The sequence below is a fragment of the Bifidobacterium sp. VU/mBH4 (B4) genome (genome assembly GCF_058199535.1).
Genome location: NZ_JBVPQJ010000005.1, coordinates 132,654 through 146,792, shown reverse-complemented (window position 1 = coordinate 146,792; position 14,139 = coordinate 132,654). Strand labels below are relative to the sequence as shown.

The 14,139-nt window shown below is 51.8% G+C and carries 14 protein-coding genes and 1 pseudogene; 5 read left to right on the top strand and 10 right to left on the bottom strand.

Going from position 1 to position 14,139, the window contains the following annotated elements:
- The 5 genes and pseudogenes from AC0AII_RS07335 to AC0AII_RS07315 form a co-directional block, all read right to left on the bottom strand.
- Window positions 1–500 (bottom strand): annotated as a pseudogene (locus AC0AII_RS07335) (glycoside hydrolase family 31 protein); the annotation flags it as partial.
- A 95-nt stretch (window positions 501–595) separates the two neighbouring features.
- Window positions 596–1,411 (bottom strand): carbohydrate ABC transporter permease, encoded by an 816-nt coding sequence (locus tag AC0AII_RS07330; protein WP_313838589.1) that lies wholly within the window; start codon window positions 1,409–1,411, stop codon window positions 596–598.
- Window positions 1,408–2,196 (bottom strand): carbohydrate ABC transporter permease, encoded by a 789-nt coding sequence (locus tag AC0AII_RS07325; RefSeq protein ID WP_490446658.1) that lies wholly within the window; start codon window positions 2,194–2,196, stop codon window positions 1,408–1,410. The genes AC0AII_RS07330 and AC0AII_RS07325 overlap by 4 nt, the downstream gene beginning before the upstream one ends.
- 410 nt (window positions 2,197–2,606) lie before the next feature.
- Entirely contained in the window at window positions 2,607–3,548 is a 942-nt protein-coding gene (locus AC0AII_RS07320; RefSeq protein ID WP_490446657.1) for an extracellular solute-binding protein, read from the bottom strand.
- A gap of 583 nt (window positions 3,549–4,131) precedes the next feature.
- A complete protein-coding gene (locus AC0AII_RS07315; RefSeq protein WP_490446656.1) occupies window positions 4,132–5,013 on the bottom strand; it encodes a cupin domain-containing protein in 882 nt (293 codons plus the stop codon).
- Between the two features lie 226 nt (window positions 5,014–5,239).
- Here AC0AII_RS07315 and AC0AII_RS07310 point away from each other — a divergent pair, with 226 nt between their 5' ends.
- The 5 genes from AC0AII_RS07310 to AC0AII_RS07290 all read left to right on the top strand — a co-directional run bounded on the left by AC0AII_RS07310 (window position 5,240) and on the right by AC0AII_RS07290 (window position 9,961).
- Window positions 5,240–6,337: an NAD(P)-dependent alcohol dehydrogenase gene (locus AC0AII_RS07310; protein ID WP_490446655.1), complete on the top strand. Its 1,098-nt coding sequence runs from the start codon at window positions 5,240–5,242 to the stop codon at window positions 6,335–6,337.
- Complete coding sequence (locus tag AC0AII_RS07305) at window positions 6,334–7,338, top strand: zinc-dependent alcohol dehydrogenase family protein (RefSeq protein ID WP_313838596.1); 1,005 nt, start codon at window positions 6,334–6,336, stop codon at window positions 7,336–7,338. The genes AC0AII_RS07310 and AC0AII_RS07305 overlap by 4 nt, the downstream gene beginning before the upstream one ends.
- Before the next feature lie 75 nt (window positions 7,339–7,413).
- Window positions 7,414–7,800 carry a VOC family protein gene (locus AC0AII_RS07300; protein WP_490446663.1) on the top strand — a complete coding sequence of 129 codons (387 nt, stop codon included), beginning with the start codon at window positions 7,414–7,416 and terminating at the stop codon, window positions 7,798–7,800.
- A gap of 272 nt (window positions 7,801–8,072) precedes the next feature.
- Window positions 8,073–8,966, top strand: a complete 894-nt coding sequence (locus AC0AII_RS07295; RefSeq protein ID WP_490446654.1) for a 3-hydroxyacyl-CoA dehydrogenase — start codon at window positions 8,073–8,075, stop codon at window positions 8,964–8,966.
- A gap of 101 nt (window positions 8,967–9,067) precedes the next feature.
- A complete protein-coding gene (locus AC0AII_RS07290) occupies window positions 9,068–9,961 on the top strand; it encodes a 3-hydroxyacyl-CoA dehydrogenase (protein WP_313838597.1) in 894 nt (297 codons plus the stop codon).
- Between the two features lie 222 nt (window positions 9,962–10,183).
- On the opposite strand, the gene AC0AII_RS07285 is transcribed toward AC0AII_RS07290, so the two are convergent.
- The 5 genes from AC0AII_RS07285 to AC0AII_RS07265 all read right to left on the bottom strand — a co-directional run bounded on the left by AC0AII_RS07285 (window position 10,184) and on the right by AC0AII_RS07265 (window position 13,837).
- Window positions 10,184–10,894: a hypothetical protein gene (locus AC0AII_RS07285; protein WP_313838599.1), complete on the bottom strand. Its 711-nt coding sequence runs from the start codon at window positions 10,892–10,894 to the stop codon at window positions 10,184–10,186.
- A gap of 9 nt (window positions 10,895–10,903) precedes the next feature.
- Window positions 10,904–12,049 carry an SPFH domain-containing protein gene (locus tag AC0AII_RS07280; protein WP_490446653.1) on the bottom strand — a complete coding sequence of 382 codons (1,146 nt, stop codon included), beginning with the start codon at window positions 12,047–12,049 and terminating at the stop codon, window positions 10,904–10,906.
- 61 nt (window positions 12,050–12,110) lie between these two features.
- Window positions 12,111–12,524: a hypothetical protein gene (locus AC0AII_RS07275; RefSeq protein WP_024627044.1), complete on the bottom strand. Its 414-nt coding sequence runs from the start codon at window positions 12,522–12,524 to the stop codon at window positions 12,111–12,113.
- Window positions 12,525–12,568: 44 nt separating this feature from the next.
- Window positions 12,569–13,150 carry a zinc-ribbon domain-containing protein gene (locus AC0AII_RS07270; protein ID WP_490446652.1) on the bottom strand — a complete coding sequence of 194 codons (582 nt, stop codon included), beginning with the start codon at window positions 13,148–13,150 and terminating at the stop codon, window positions 12,569–12,571.
- A 6-nt stretch (window positions 13,151–13,156) separates the two neighbouring features.
- Window positions 13,157–13,837 (bottom strand): hypothetical protein, encoded by a 681-nt coding sequence (locus tag AC0AII_RS07265; protein WP_490446651.1) that lies wholly within the window; start codon window positions 13,835–13,837, stop codon window positions 13,157–13,159.
- Window positions 13,838–14,139: the final 302 nt, after the last annotated feature.

The following is a 14,139-nucleotide window of genomic DNA, read 5'->3' as shown; positions in this document are numbered from 1 at the left end:
TCAAACGAACACCCCTTCAAATCCAACCTATCCTGCTGATACTCACCCATCCCATACAAACACTCATCATCAGGAGCATGAAAAGTAACAGTAGCCCGATAATCACCACCCGATATGGACTGGTAGTCTCTGGCTTTCAGGTTCAACGAACCCCCGTTATCACTCTCTTCAAAAAGGAATTTTCCCTCCTTGTTGAAGAACCGGAGTCTACAAGTGGAAACTCCATATCCACGAGAGCCGTTCCACTCATACCCTCCTTCCGCAATTAGTCGGATATCACCGACGGTCACCGTAGCCCGGTCCTCATCTGGAAAGATCTCGATACTGGAATTAACTGGGCCCTTGCAGGGTAGGAGGGCCCAATCCTGGCCCAACGAGATCGGGCTCATCATAGAAGCACGGACGCGCAGCCCCTGACCCCATGGTTCGATCCTCAGATATTCCCCATCCCCTGTCCAGAGAAGGGCCTTACCGTCTTCTGTTGTCTTGAATTGCGTCATGATCTCTCCAAACTTTGTGTATTAAATGAAATTTGCTTATTGAATCCAAGTTCTACGGAACGCCAAGTCGGTTGGATTGTACGGCTCAAATTTCATCAGTCCTTAATGGCTCCGGCAGTAACGCCGGCTGCCACATATTTCTGTGCTACCAAGAGAAGAACAGCCGTAGGAACGGAAGCCATAACGGCAGTTGCCATCAACGGGCCCCACTCCTCGTTATTGGCGGAAATAAAATCATAGATGCCCATGGTTATGGGCCTCATTTTGCCGCCTCCTGCATTGAGCGTCGAAGCGAACATGAAGTCCGACCAAGACCAAAGGAAGGCGAAGAGGGATGTCGTCACTATAGTGTTCCGGGACAACGGTATGACGATCTCCATGAATATCCGCCAATTTGAAGCCCCATCGATTTTAGCCGCCTCGATCAAAGACTTAGGCATAGTTTGCATAAAAGCAGTCTGCAGGATGACCGCGAAGGGAACTGATAAGGTACTGTCAGCCAGAATTAGCCCTGGAATGGAGTCAAGCAACCCCAAGTCATTGAAGATCTGATAGAAGCCCAATGACATAACCACAGCCGGTATCATCTGGGCCAGGATCAGGATGAAGTTCATACTGCGACTGCCGGCGAAGTTCAGGAAGCTCAGAGCATAGGAAGCCGGGAGAGCTATGATAAGCGTCACAATGACCACACTGAAAGCTATCAAGAGCGAAGTGCCTAGGTAGGGCAACTGGGTATGAATCATGGCCGAATAGTTGGAGAGTGTGAAATCCTTGGGGTACAGGTCCGCCGCTCGAATTGATCTGCGCTGGGTGAAGGATATGTTGATCATCCAGTAGAGCGGGAAGAGCATAACCATTGTTATCAGGATCGCAATCAACGTTTTCCACCATGTAGGACGTGGTTTCATGACAGTTCATCCTCCTTTTTCTGTGCCCAGAGGTAGATGAATGCAAAGATGAGGGCCACCAGGATCAACACCGTCCCTATAACGGATGCCTCCGAGTACTTGATTGTCATGTTGCTACCCTTGGCGAAAGCCAATGCATAGGCCCAGGTAGCAAGGGTCTGGGAGGTACCAGTACCCTGGGTCATGATCCAGATAATGTCAACGGTCTTTAGGGTATAGACGAAGCCCAGCATAAGGGTAATGAGGGTCACTGGCCGCAATAGGGGGAAGGTAATTTTCCAGAAGCGCTGCCAAGCATTTGCTCCGTCAATCGAGGCAGCCTCATAGAGGTCTCCGTTGATGTTCTGCAGACCTGCATAGAGGATTACCAGGTTAAAAGGGATCCCGAGCCAGATGTTGGCGATAATCACGGACCACAGTGAATGATCTGCCTGCAGCCACCAAATCGGATCGACTCCAAATAGACCCAAGAACTTGTTAACAATTCCGTTGTCAGCATCCATCATCCACTGCCAGACCGTTCCTGAAACCATTGGGGGCAGGAGCCAAGGGACCAGGAAAATGCCTCTTAAGAAGGAGGATAGATGGAATGATTGGTTGAAAAAAACAGCCAGGGCCAGTCCGAGAGTGTACTGAACGGCAATGGAGGCGACCACAAAGATAAGAGTGTGCAGAAGAGTGGCCCAAAATTCGTTTGAAGAGAGCACCTCTTTATATATATCCAGCCCAGCAAAGGGGGCACCTCCGGTCACGAAGGTTCGGCGGGTATACCTGTGCAGACTCATGGAGATGTTTTGCAAGAGGGGGGCAACGTAGAAGAGGAGCAAGTAAATGCAGAGCGGGAGTGCGAACCCCCAAGCCGCAAGGCGGGTGAACCGCCGTGGTCTCCTCGTAATTGAGGATGGGAAGGAAATCATATTTTTCTTTCAAAATGAAAATCAGGAAGATACTAGTTGAAGCAAAGCCTCTCCTGCTGGGCAGAGGGAGGCAATCAACAGACCCAGAATCTGAATCTGAATGAAGTGAAGAAACACGGTAGGCGACTGTTCCGATCCGACACGGTAATCAGCTCTAGGCCCCTTACCGACATCAAGTGGATAGCCGTAAGTACTTGAGGGCTATCCATCCTGATCGGAATTCACCAGTCACAAGTTGCTTTGCCGGCTGGGAGTCGCTCTACCGAATGGTCATGGACTTACTTGTTGAGGGCGGCTTGAAGTTTCTTGGAGAGGTCGGAAGAAACGTTCTCGTATTTAAGCCCCAGTCGGGTGGTGCGTCCTTGGGCGTTAGCCGCAGGTTGATCCCAGCTCTGCAGGTAGACCTGATCCTTTAACTGTTGTTCTCTTACCGCTTTTTTAGAAGCAAGATACCCAGTAGATTCACTGGCCTTGAGAAGGTCACGACCCGTCAAGCAATTCAGGAATTGAGCAGCAGCCTTTTGCTTGGTCTCATCACCCTTCTTATGGAAGGGAAGGACCAGGAACTCGCCACCCGCCGGCACCTTAGCCGGCCCACCATTCTTAGCCGGAATGGAAAGAACTCCGTAACCTTTCTTGGAGGCACTCTCCGCCTGCCAAGAGCCATTCTCGGCGAAACCATACTCACCGCTCATGAAGACATCCCAAGCAGCTGACTGGTTATTCGTGGTGGATGATTTTGGAGCCCACCCGTTCTTAACCCACCCTGAAAGGAGGTCGCGAGCATCCTGGGCAGCTTGAGAGTCAGGATTTTCCAGATCCCCGCCTGCGCCCCAGAACCAAGGAAGGTACTGAAAAACTCCTTCCTCAGTGGCTATCCCTGAGAATGAAATACCTTTAAAACCTGCTTGGACTACCTTCTGGATGGCCGCATTAAGCGAATCCCAATCCTTGATGCCAGCCGGATCGACCCCGGCCTTCTGTAAAATATCTGGTTTGTAGTACAAGCCCAAGGTATTGACACCGTAACTGACTCCGTAAGTCTTGCCGTCGATGATTCCTGGTGCCGCTATGTTCTTATCGAATCCGCTGGTATCAACGCCTGCTTCTTTCATGTCGACCACCATTCCTGAATCAACGGCGGTTGGCATGGATGGATTGTCGATCATAGCGATATCAGGCGCATTGTTCTCTTTGACTGCGATGGTCAGAGGATTCATTGTCTCGTCCTGAAGCTGGCGCTTTATCGTGTATCCCTTGGGTGCGCATCCCTGAACGGCCTTGCCCCATGGGGAGTCATCCTTCCGTTCTGGATATCCATCTAGAAACACAAGTTCCTTGTCATGAGCATCGGAGCCCCCCCCCCCCCCCCCCCGCCACAAGCGGACAGGCCACCGCAAGCTAGAACCAGTGACACCAGTGTTGCCAATGCCTTCGTTTGTTTTGTTACCATTTGTTTCTCTTTTCTGCGACACCAAAACACGCTTCATCGCGAGTGTTTAAGGATGAGTACAGGACGGATCTTATTTAATCAATCCGTTGTACAAAATAAGATAGCGCTAATCCAAGCTACCTGCAATTCTTTGTTCCTCGAGACGCCTAAAAAGGCAAGACAGCATTAATATTTGACAAATAAGTATCATTGGTTGGTCAGATCCTCAGCATGCGGGCCGATGAAAATCGGCTGAAAAGAGCTTGCCCAAGCGGCCCCTTCCCCGCTATAAGGAAAATTACGATTCTGCAGGCTCCTGGTGAATATCCGACAATGCAGAACTATGCACGCATAATCGGAAGCTGGTCATCTCAGTACCGATGGGATTGCCGGTAGGCTCTTGGCGTCGTTCCCATTTCCTGTTTGAATCGACGGTTGAAATTGGCAACGTTGCCAAATCCGCTTCGAGCTCGAATACTGGCAATGGGCAAGTCGGTCGTGACCAGGAGGCGGGATGCTCGGGAGATGCGCAGCCTACGGACCATGTCGGAAAAGTTGATTCCTGCAGCCTTCTTAAAGAACCTGGAGAAGGCCGATGGACTCATCGAAACAACCTCTGCGGCCCCGTTCAGGCTTATCTGGCCCGCAATATGTGAATTGATATAGGCCAGAACCTGATTGATCCGGTTAGCCATATCTACCGAAGCATCAGGCTCATAGCCCGGAGTGACCATGGTGGACCATTCGTTGCTCGGAGCTTGCACGAAGACTCTGAATATCTCCAAGAGGTCAATCAGACGGTCAAGTTCACGGTGATTCCCCATATCGGTCAGTATCGTGGCCACACGGACGGCGGACTGGCCGGAAAGCACAATCGCCTGATGTCCCCGCTGCAGGAGAGCCGAAATCTGGCCAGCCTCAGGAAAGATCCGCGCAAGGGCCTGGATACGGTTGGGATGAACCTGGCAAGCCACATCCCTATGCGAGATGACGGTGCCTGCGGTCAGATCAGAAATCCAATTGTGTGGCACATTGCTTCCCAAAAGCGAGACCTGCCCTGGAGAAAACGAGATCATGCCGTCACCGGCCATCATGTAGCCTCTACTCTCTCTGATCAAATGAATTTCAATTTCCGGGTGATAATGCCACCGGGCCAGAGCGGACGGGTAGCCATGCTCCAGCCAACGGATTGATTCATCTCCCCGTGGCACCACAACCTCAAGGGCCCCACGATCAACTGCGCTGTCTCTCATGTATACGTAAACCTCCGTTGCAATCTGACACTATCAAGTGCAACAAAGCTATCGAAAGCCTGTTCGCGCTCCGCTCCCCCCGCAGATCAGATGAGAAGTCAAAATAATACCACTATTGGTTATAGGGCAATATATTCATCCCATCAGTGACGCATAGTATGGAAGCAAGTTGTCAATGACGATGTAAATCCAACCCCCCTTTTTAGCCCGGTTAAAGGAGCAGCAAATGAAAGCGGTCGTTTTAGAGAAACAAGGCATCATCAAGGTGCGGGATGTCCCCGATCCACCCGCACCCGGATATGGCGAATTGCTCATAGCTCCTCATACCGTTGGCATATGTGGCTCAGACTTGCACTACTACTTACACGGTAGAGTGGGCAAGTACGTCGTGCAAAAACCGATGATCATCGGACATGAGGCCTCAGGGACTGTTCTTGAAGTCGGACCCGGGGTTAAAGGGTTCAGGGTCGGCGATAAGGTGGCGATGGAACCCGGAATCCCTGATATGAATTCCAAAGCCTCCAAGCTGGGACTATACAATATTGACCCTTCCGTCCGTTTCTTTGCAACTCCGCCCGTTGATGGCTGCCTCTGCGAAAAAATTGTTCACCCCGCAGCCTTCACCTACAAGTTGCCAGAGAATATGTCCTACGCGGAAGGAGCCCTCTTAGAGCCCCTTTCAGTAGGAATGTGGTCTGCTACCAAGGCCAGGATAAAACCAGGCGACACCGGAGCCGTGAGTGGAGCAGGAACCATTGGACTGATGACGGCGGCTTCGGCTATGGCCGGGGGATGCGCACGCGTCCTAGTGTCCGACTCATCCCGCGTTAAATTGAACCTAGCTGCCCAAATCCCTGGAGTCATTCCTGTGGACATCAACCAAGACAGCCTTCTGGACCGGGTCATGGATGAGACAGACGGATGGGGAGCGGACCGTGTCTTCGAGGCATCTGGAAACCTCAATGCCTACCAGGAGCTCTGGAAACTGGGAGCACCGGGCAACACTACCGTTATTGTCGGCATCCCAGCCGAAGGAATCGTCCCTATGGATATTACCGAGGTCCAGGCCAGGGAGACCCGTATAGAGAACGTCTTTAGGTATGCCAATGTTTACCAGAAGTCCATTGATCTAGTTTCAGCAGGAAAAATTAACCTGACGCCCTTCATCTCCCGAACCTACAGAATGGATCAGGCCCAGGAGGCTTTCGACAGGGCAGCCCAGGGGCACCAGGAGGATGTCAAAATCCAGATAGAGCTACCCGATTTCAAGGAAGCTGCCGACAACGCACAACCCGGAGCACAGGAACCTGGGGATGAGTCATGAAGGCACTTGTTCTAAAAAACCCACAAGAACTGGACCTGGAGGATGTGCCCACGCCCCACACTGGCAGCGGAGAAGTCCTCATCCGCACTGCTTATGCGGGTATTTGCGGCACCGACCGTGATCTGTATCTGGGTCTTCCTGGTTCAGCTAAAGCTGATCCGCCCATCATACTAGGCCACGAGAATTCAGGCCGGATCGCATACGTCGGAAGCCAGGTGACCGGTCTAGCGGTTGGGGATAATGTGGCCGTGGATCCCAACATCTACTGCCACCAGTGCAACTACTGCCGAAGCGGGAAACCCGGGCTTTGCAGTCACTTGTCAGCTATCGGTGTAACCCGGAACGGTGGGATGGCGGAATACTTCTCGGCCCCTGCTGAAGTAGTCTACAAAGTACCCAATGGAGTCGCGCTGCGAGAAGCATCCATGATGGAACCAATCTCCTGTGCGGTCCACGGCGTAAATCTCATGGAATTGCGACCCAGCCAGAAGGCACTGGTCATCGGGGACGGCTTCATGGGACAGCTCTTCGCCCAGATTCTTCAATGCTATGGTCTGGTCCAGGTGGATCTAGCCGGTATCAGTGCCGAGAAACTGGCCTTGGGCAGACGTTTGAGCAACATCCACGCCACGTACAAGACTGACTGCGAGACTCTGCCTGTCGAGGCCTATGATCTGGTCGTGGAGGCCGTTGGCCTTCCAGCCACACAGGCGCAGGCCATCCAAGCGTGCAGACGTGGTGCCCAGGTCCTCATGTTCGGGGTGGGCGCCCCCGATGCCCACTTCACCATGAACACCTATGATATTTACCAGAAAGAACTGACCATCAAAGGATCCTTCATCAATCCCCTCTCCTGCATGGATGCCATCAGTCTCCTAGAATCCGGGCGGTTGAATATCAGCGACCTGATTAGTCACGAACTGAAACTGGAACAAGTTCCTGAACTCATGGAAGGCAAGATTGGTGAAACGACCAAGGCATTGGTCACATTCCCGAATTGACAAGAACTGCTGAAACAGCCCTAACATGCTATCAAGTACCTTAACCCTCAAGGAGGAGTCATCACTATGCAAAACATGTCGGCTTTCACCACTGACTTCCAGCACTCGGGCATGATCGCCCACGATCTGGACGAGACCATCGACTTCTACACCAACAAACTCGGGTTCGAGTTGGTCGGCATCTACCCCAACGGAGAGAACCGCTGCGCCTTTCTGCGTCTGGGCCATCTAACCATCGAAACCTGGGAGGGCGAACCTGCGCCCATGCGCACCGGGGCCATCAACCACTGGGCACTGGATACGCCAGACATCGATGCTGCTTACGAGCATGCCCTGGAGATGGGACTGAATATCAGAGAGGACTCCATCCAGTCCATTCCCACCTTCTGGGAGCGCGGAATCCGCTACTTCAACGTCATTGGCCCCAACCAGGAGACCATCGAGTTCTGCCAGATTCTCTGACTGCCACCCGCCCAGGCGAATCGTGTATGCAGCAAGCGCGCGGTTTGCTGCCCAGATGCTGCTCTAAGCTCGGGCAGGACCGCTCCATACGGGCAAACCTATGTGAGCAATGCAACATATTTATCTGCAACCGGCAAGGAACTGAACTCACCCCAATTTCCCTAGAAAATAGCCATTTTTGGCACAAAACTCCTTTCAATTCGGCCTGTTTTTCTCCACTAGAATGAGCATTGCGTCCAATGCGGGGCGCCCGATAATGAAAGAAGTTTCTCATGACGAACATTGAGAATGTCACGGTTGCCGGCGGCGGGGTGCTGGGCAGCCAGATCGCCTTCCAATCAGCATTCAAGGGCAAGAAAGTCACGGTCTACGACATCAACGATGAGGCCATTGCAGCGGCTGAGCAGCGGATCAAGAACCGTCGCGACCTCTACAAGCGGGACATCAACGCCACCGACGAGCAGTTCGATGCTGGGCTGAATAACCTGAGCTACAGCGCAGACCTGGCTGAAGCCGTCAAGGACGCCGACTTGGTCATCGAGGCCGTCCCCGAGAAACCCTCCATCAAGCACAACTTCTATCAGAGCCTGGCCAAGGTAGCCCCTGAGAAGACCATCTTCGCCAGCAACTCCTCCACCTACGTGCCCAGCACCTATGCCGCAGACACCGGTCGTCCAGCTAAGTTCCTCTGCCTTCACTTCGCCAATCACGTGTGGCGCATGAACACCGCCGAGATTATGGGCTCCGACCAGACCGACCCCGACATCTTCAACGAGATCGTGGACTACGCCAAGGAAATCGGCATGGTCCCCATCCCGCTCCACAAGGAGCAGCCCGGGTACATCCTCAACAGCCTGCTGGTCCCCTTCCTGGAGGATGCCGGCTATCTCTGGGGCAACGACATAGCAGACCCTGAAACCATCGATAAGACCTGGATGATCGGCACTGGCTCGCCCGTTGGCCCCTTCGGCGCCTATGACGCGGTCGGTCTGCGAACCATTTACAACATCATCGAAGAACAGAAAGGCGACGACCCTGGCTTCAAGCCCTTCCTGGAGAAGGTCAGGAAGATGCTCGACGAGGGGAAGACCGGCAGTGACGCAGGCCACGGATTCTATGACTATCCGAACCCGCGTTACAAGGATGAGGACTTCCTCAAGGCCTGATCGCCTGTCTGCCACATCTGTGAGCCTGGCCCCGTCCAAGACCTGGCTCTACTATGGAAGAGCGTATCCAAGGATGGATACCACGAATGAAAGAGGTTTCTATGACGAACATTCATAATGTCACGGTTGCCGGCGGCGGGGTGCTTGGCAGCCAGATCGCCTATCAATCAGCCTTCAAAGGCAAGAAAGTGACGATCTACGACATCAACGACCAAGCTGTGGCGGCCGCAGAGGAGCGTGTCAAGAACCTGCGCGATTCTTACAAGCACGACATCAACGCCACTGATGAACAGTTCGATGCCGGACTGAATAACATGTCCTTTACCGCCGACATGGCCGAGGCTGTCAAGAACGCTGACCTGGTCATCGAGGCTGTCCCCGAGAAGCCCTCCATCAAGCACGACTTCTACCAGAGCCTGGCCAAACTGGCGCCCAAGGACACCATCTTCACCAGCAACTCATCCACCTACGTGCCCAGCACCTTCGCCCCCGACACGGGCAGGCCGGACAAGTTCCTGAACATGCACTTCGCCAACCAGGTCTGGCTGAACAACACTGCAGAGATCATGGGCTCCGAGCAGACCGACCCCAAGGTCTTCAACGAGATCGTGGACTATGCCAAGGAAATCGGCATGGTTCCCATCGTCCTGAAGAAGGAGCAGCCAGGATACGTCCTGAACACCCTTCTCATCCCCCTGCTCAACGCCGCCGCCCACCTCTGGGGCCACGACATCGCAGACCCGGAGACCGTGGACAAGACCTGGATGATCGGTACGGGCGCCCCCATGGGACCCTTTGCCATCTTTGACGTTGTGGGACTGCGGACTGCCTTCAACATCACCAAGGAGCAGCAGGGTGACAACCCTGACTTCAAGCCCTTCATGGATAAGATCCAGAAGATGATGGACGAAGGCAAGACCGGCAAGGACTCCGGACAAGGCTTCTACACCTATCCCAACCCCGCCTTTGCTGATCCAAACTTCCTGAAGGCCTGACAGGAGCTAGGTTCTTCCTAAGAACAAAGAACCCGACCGTCTTCAGGGACACGCCATAATGGGTGGATCTGTAAGACGGCCGGGTTCTCTTCGCTTTTTAAGCCATGACAACAGTTCCCGCTATGCACAATTATGCAGACTGCATAATACGGACCCGATTCCGCTAACAGGCATCTCGGGGCCTCACAAAATTGTATGAGACGCTTCGTGTGACGAGAGTTATCAGCGCACTCTGTTGAGCGTATCCCGAATATGTTGAAGAGTAGGAAGATCTACACTGCCCTTAGCTGTAGCTTCTTGAATTTCATTGATGGCACGGGAATAGAAGAGACCGGTCGTAGCATCGGGAACAAGCGGCAGGGATTCGACCTTACGCTGAATTTGACTGCTGATATCAGTCGCCTCCTTGTCATTCGGATCCAAACACGAATCAAGGAAGAGCACCTGAGATTTCAGCTGTGCACGATTGGCGACCTTTTCGTCCCTCACGACCTGCTGGCGAACCGTATGCACGTTGGCTGTAATGTTGCCGACCCACAAGGAAATGACCACGATGGTGAGCAGAACTTCGACCAGGAGGGGGATGAAAAATCCACTAGGCAATATGTGCCTCAAGGTGAGATTCCCGGACCACCAGGGGGCATTCCAAGCTGAAAAGTAGAAAATCGCAATAATACCCTGAATCAGATAACCAACAGCCGGAAATACCACATTCTCAGCTATCAGACGGTAATAAAGATTTTCGTTCCTTGATGCAGCATCTTCATCGCTACGCGACTGAGCCACCCAGCACAAAACAGTGAACAACAATAGGAAGAGCATCACTATCCACTGAGCGGGAGGGGCAAAGCCATAGGTACCAATTTCAGCCATGAAAGCCGCACAACCTATGAGCGTCAGGACCGTTGCAAAAATCGAAACTAGATACTTCATTCAAGTCACCTACATTTCCTTGAGTATGTCGGCCTTTTTAGCCTCATACTCCTCTTGGGAAATAAGCTCTTTCGACAGCATTTCCTTCAGTCTGCTCAACCGCTCTACAGGGTCGACGGAGGCCGGTTGAGGAGCTGCTTGTGCCTGTCCCATCGTCTGATTGACCATGTTGGGAATGACCTGCCCCATGCCGGCTCCCATGGTCAATCCCATACCCGCCCCTAGGAGAGCTCCACCGTCAGAGCCAGGATTGGACGCGGCACCATTCATGGCATTCAAAACCTGAGCCTGCTGATAGTTGGTGCCATAAGTCTCATACGCAGACTGCTGGCCCTGCGCATATGCCGCTTCGCCTTGCCCCTGGGCCATACGCCCATAGAACTGCTCGCGGTTCTTGGATATCAGCTCCTGGGCTTCCTGTCTGGCTTCATTGTCGACAATGTCAATTGCGGAAATGCTGAAGTTCAGTACTTTCATGCCGTATTCAGCAGCAATGGGCGCGATTTCATCCTCTATTGTCTTGGCATAGGTTACAGCATTGGCAGGCACCGAGATTAGGGGCCCCTCCCACTTGGTCAGCTCAGTGGTCAAGATAGAAACGATGTGGCCAAGGAACTGGTTGCGGAAGTAGTCGGTAATCGACTCCTGATCGGTCAGATCATAGTTATTGCCGATCAATTGAGTAAGAAAAATGCCACAGTCGTCAACTTTGATGCGATAAGCGCCTCTTGCCCTCACCTCAGTTTCAACGCCGATCCCTTGGAACTGGTCGCCAAGAGCCTTGTCGTAGACCTTGATAGGTGTCTGTGTGCCCCACTTGATTTCCCTGCTGGTCGCTGTACGAACAAAATAGACCAGCGAATGGAACGAAGAGACTCCGCCGGACAGGCTGTTCCTCAAACGGGATATAAAAGGATAATTGGCACTGGTCAGGGTATAGCTACCCGGATCGAAAATTTGCTCGATCGTACCCTGATAGACGAAGATGGCCTTTTCTCCAGGACCTACCACCAGAGTGGTTCCGTTGTTGAAGTCTTCTTCGGGGTTTTTAAATATGAGTGTGTCGTTATCTGAACGATTCTTGATGACATCGACAAAGTGCTTCTCACCGCCTGCAAAAGCGGCTTCATTGGAGTTGCGCTTGAATACAGCCATCTGTACACCCCTTTTTCTTATGCACTGTTCAATCCGTATCCATTACCTGGTCAAGCAGCAATCAGTCGTCATACTCGTCCCACAAACTCACAAGACCATGGGCGGAATTCAAGAAGGACTCCGAGCCTTCATAACTGTTTGACTTCAGTTCCAGTTTTTTCCCTGTCCGCATGCTGATGACGCATCCAAAGTCATCCACTCTAATATCGACTATGTTCTTGAACCGATACACGTCAAAGAAAGTGCGGCCCGGAGGCGTTGCGTCTCCAGCCCTATCGGGCTGAAGTTCAAACATGGCGGAGTATATTTTTTTGTTCCCGAACATCCAGACCGTGATCATCATATGACCGTTCATTTGTTGGATGTAGGAAACCGGTTCCACCCTGCCCACTTCATCCTCATCGAAAATGCCGCAGATCTCCATAGCCGTATCCTTACGCCTATCTATGGCAACGCTGTAGTCTTCGAAACTCACTCCTATTCACACCTTTCCCGAATCACAAAATTCAGCATCGATCGTCACTTCATCAACAGTTCATTCATCTCTTGGCTGTCGGAATCAGTCAGTCCTCCTTGCTTGGCCGCTTCCATCACCTCCTTGGATGATTGTGAATACCTGATGTAGCGCTGCTCAAAAAGTCGTTTGATCAATATTGCTTTTGCACACAGATACTGGGGATGTGGATTCATCTCAATCGCAGAATCCAGAGTCGCCATTATTGACTCCGCCTCTTTGAGCTTTATCTTGAACGGTTTTTGTGACTTGAACCTGCTTAATGCAATATGGAAAAGAACATCGGAATCGTTAGAACCATTTTCTACAGCCTTTTCCAAGTTCTCAGCAGCTTCTTGGTACTGGCCCCTATCAAAAAGGACGTACCCCAATGAAGCCAGCACCTTCGGATCGTTGGGCGAATCCTTCAGCACCTCCTGGTACTTATCGAGGAATCGTGCCGAGTCCTTGTAAGTGGCTCGACGAACCTGTTTAAAGTTCAATGAGGTTAGAACAACAGGTCTTCCGCAATAAGGACATTGCTTACTCGAAGCCGAAAGTGGTGCCCCGCAGCCGGGGCACACGATATCCGAATCAACAGAAGGCATGATGCATCAACGACGCCGCATCGATCTGCTCATATCAGCCATGCCTTTCTGAATAGCCTGCGTCTGCTCGGCCTGTGCGGCCAAAGCACGCCGAGACTGTTCAGCCTGAGCCTCCATGTTCTTCTGCATCTGTCGCTGCTGCTGTTCAAAGCCACGGGCATTATCATCAAGGCTCTTGAGAAACAGATCATCAATCTTCTTGAAAAGACCAGTAGCAGGCGAATGCAGTGTTTCACCGTGCCCGATGGAGTCGACAAAACCGTCGAAGAATCCATTCCACTCAGCAAGGAGATCGGCAGATTTGTTTGCATCAATTGATTTGAAAACGAAGTGGCAAATTATGCCGGCGATGACCATTATGAGACCAAGAACTCGAAGATTCTCATTCACAAGGAACAAAAGGCCCAGCAGAATCAATGCAATCTTGACTAGCAGGAAGATAAGATGTTGTGTTTTCAGTTTCTTCTCTTCTGCTTCAATTGCAGAACGCTTATCGGGAAGTTGCTGGTTGAAGGAGGTATTGAGCTTAGTCAGTTGCTGCGAAAAGTCATCAGGTAAAATTCTGTCCGGCCCTTCCAAATTAGCCGTACGAATCATATTGAGCTGATTTTTGGCATTGCCGTAAGCAACATTGACATCATCACTGTGATCAAAAGCGAGAGCGGCAATATTTTCTTTGTAACCCATTCTTCAGTCTCCTTGATTTGGGTAAGCATCAGGGAGGAGAATGCATGAATTATGGATTAGCTTATAGCCTACCCCCCCCCCGCGATACGGGGCAGGGCATTAAACAAACTTTTAGCGAAAGCAGACATCATTACCCCTTCCGTTCCCCTGCGATGTTCTTGACAAGCTGAATATACCACTACGTACACGACAACAGCCAAAAAAGTTCTGAATTGCGACCCCAGAAACAAGATACGCCGGCCTCATCTTCAAATCTGTATCCATTTAGTTAATCAGTAATACAAAACTACCGGGTTCGGTAG

Excerpts from the sequence above, each read along its gene's own strand:
- AC0AII_RS07330 (WP_313838589.1), bottom strand. The coding sequence starts at position 1,411 with ATGAAACCACGTCCTACATGGTGGAAAACGTTGATTGCGATCCTGATA.
- AC0AII_RS07325 (WP_490446658.1), bottom strand. The coding sequence starts at position 2,196 with ATGAGTCTGCACAGGTATACCCGCCGAACCTTCGTGACCGGAGGTGCC.
- AC0AII_RS07320 (WP_490446657.1), bottom strand. The coding sequence starts at position 3,548 with ATGAATCCTCTGACCATCGCAGTCAAAGAGAACAATGCGCCTGATATC.
- AC0AII_RS07315 (WP_490446656.1), bottom strand. The coding sequence starts at position 5,013 with ATGAGAGACAGCGCAGTTGATCGTGGGGCCCTTGAGGTTGTGGTGCCA.
- AC0AII_RS07310 (WP_490446655.1), top strand. The coding sequence starts at position 5,240 with ATGAAAGCGGTCGTTTTAGAGAAACAAGGCATCATCAAGGTGCGGGAT.
- AC0AII_RS07305 (WP_313838596.1), top strand. The coding sequence starts at position 6,334 with ATGAAGGCACTTGTTCTAAAAAACCCACAAGAACTGGACCTGGAGGAT.
- AC0AII_RS07300 (WP_490446663.1), top strand. The coding sequence starts at position 7,414 with ATGTCGGCTTTCACCACTGACTTCCAGCACTCGGGCATGATCGCCCAC.
- AC0AII_RS07295 (WP_490446654.1), top strand. The coding sequence starts at position 8,073 with ATGACGAACATTGAGAATGTCACGGTTGCCGGCGGCGGGGTGCTGGGC.
- AC0AII_RS07290 (WP_313838597.1), top strand. The coding sequence starts at position 9,068 with ATGACGAACATTCATAATGTCACGGTTGCCGGCGGCGGGGTGCTTGGC.
- AC0AII_RS07285 (WP_313838599.1), bottom strand. The coding sequence starts at position 10,894 with ATGAAGTATCTAGTTTCGATTTTTGCAACGGTCCTGACGCTCATAGGT.
- AC0AII_RS07280 (WP_490446653.1), bottom strand. The coding sequence starts at position 12,049 with ATGGCTGTATTCAAGCGCAACTCCAATGAAGCCGCTTTTGCAGGCGGT.
- AC0AII_RS07270 (WP_490446652.1), bottom strand. The coding sequence starts at position 13,150 with ATGCCTTCTGTTGATTCGGATATCGTGTGCCCCGGCTGCGGGGCACCA.
- AC0AII_RS07265 (WP_490446651.1), bottom strand. The coding sequence starts at position 13,837 with ATGGGTTACAAAGAAAATATTGCCGCTCTCGCTTTTGATCACAGTGAT.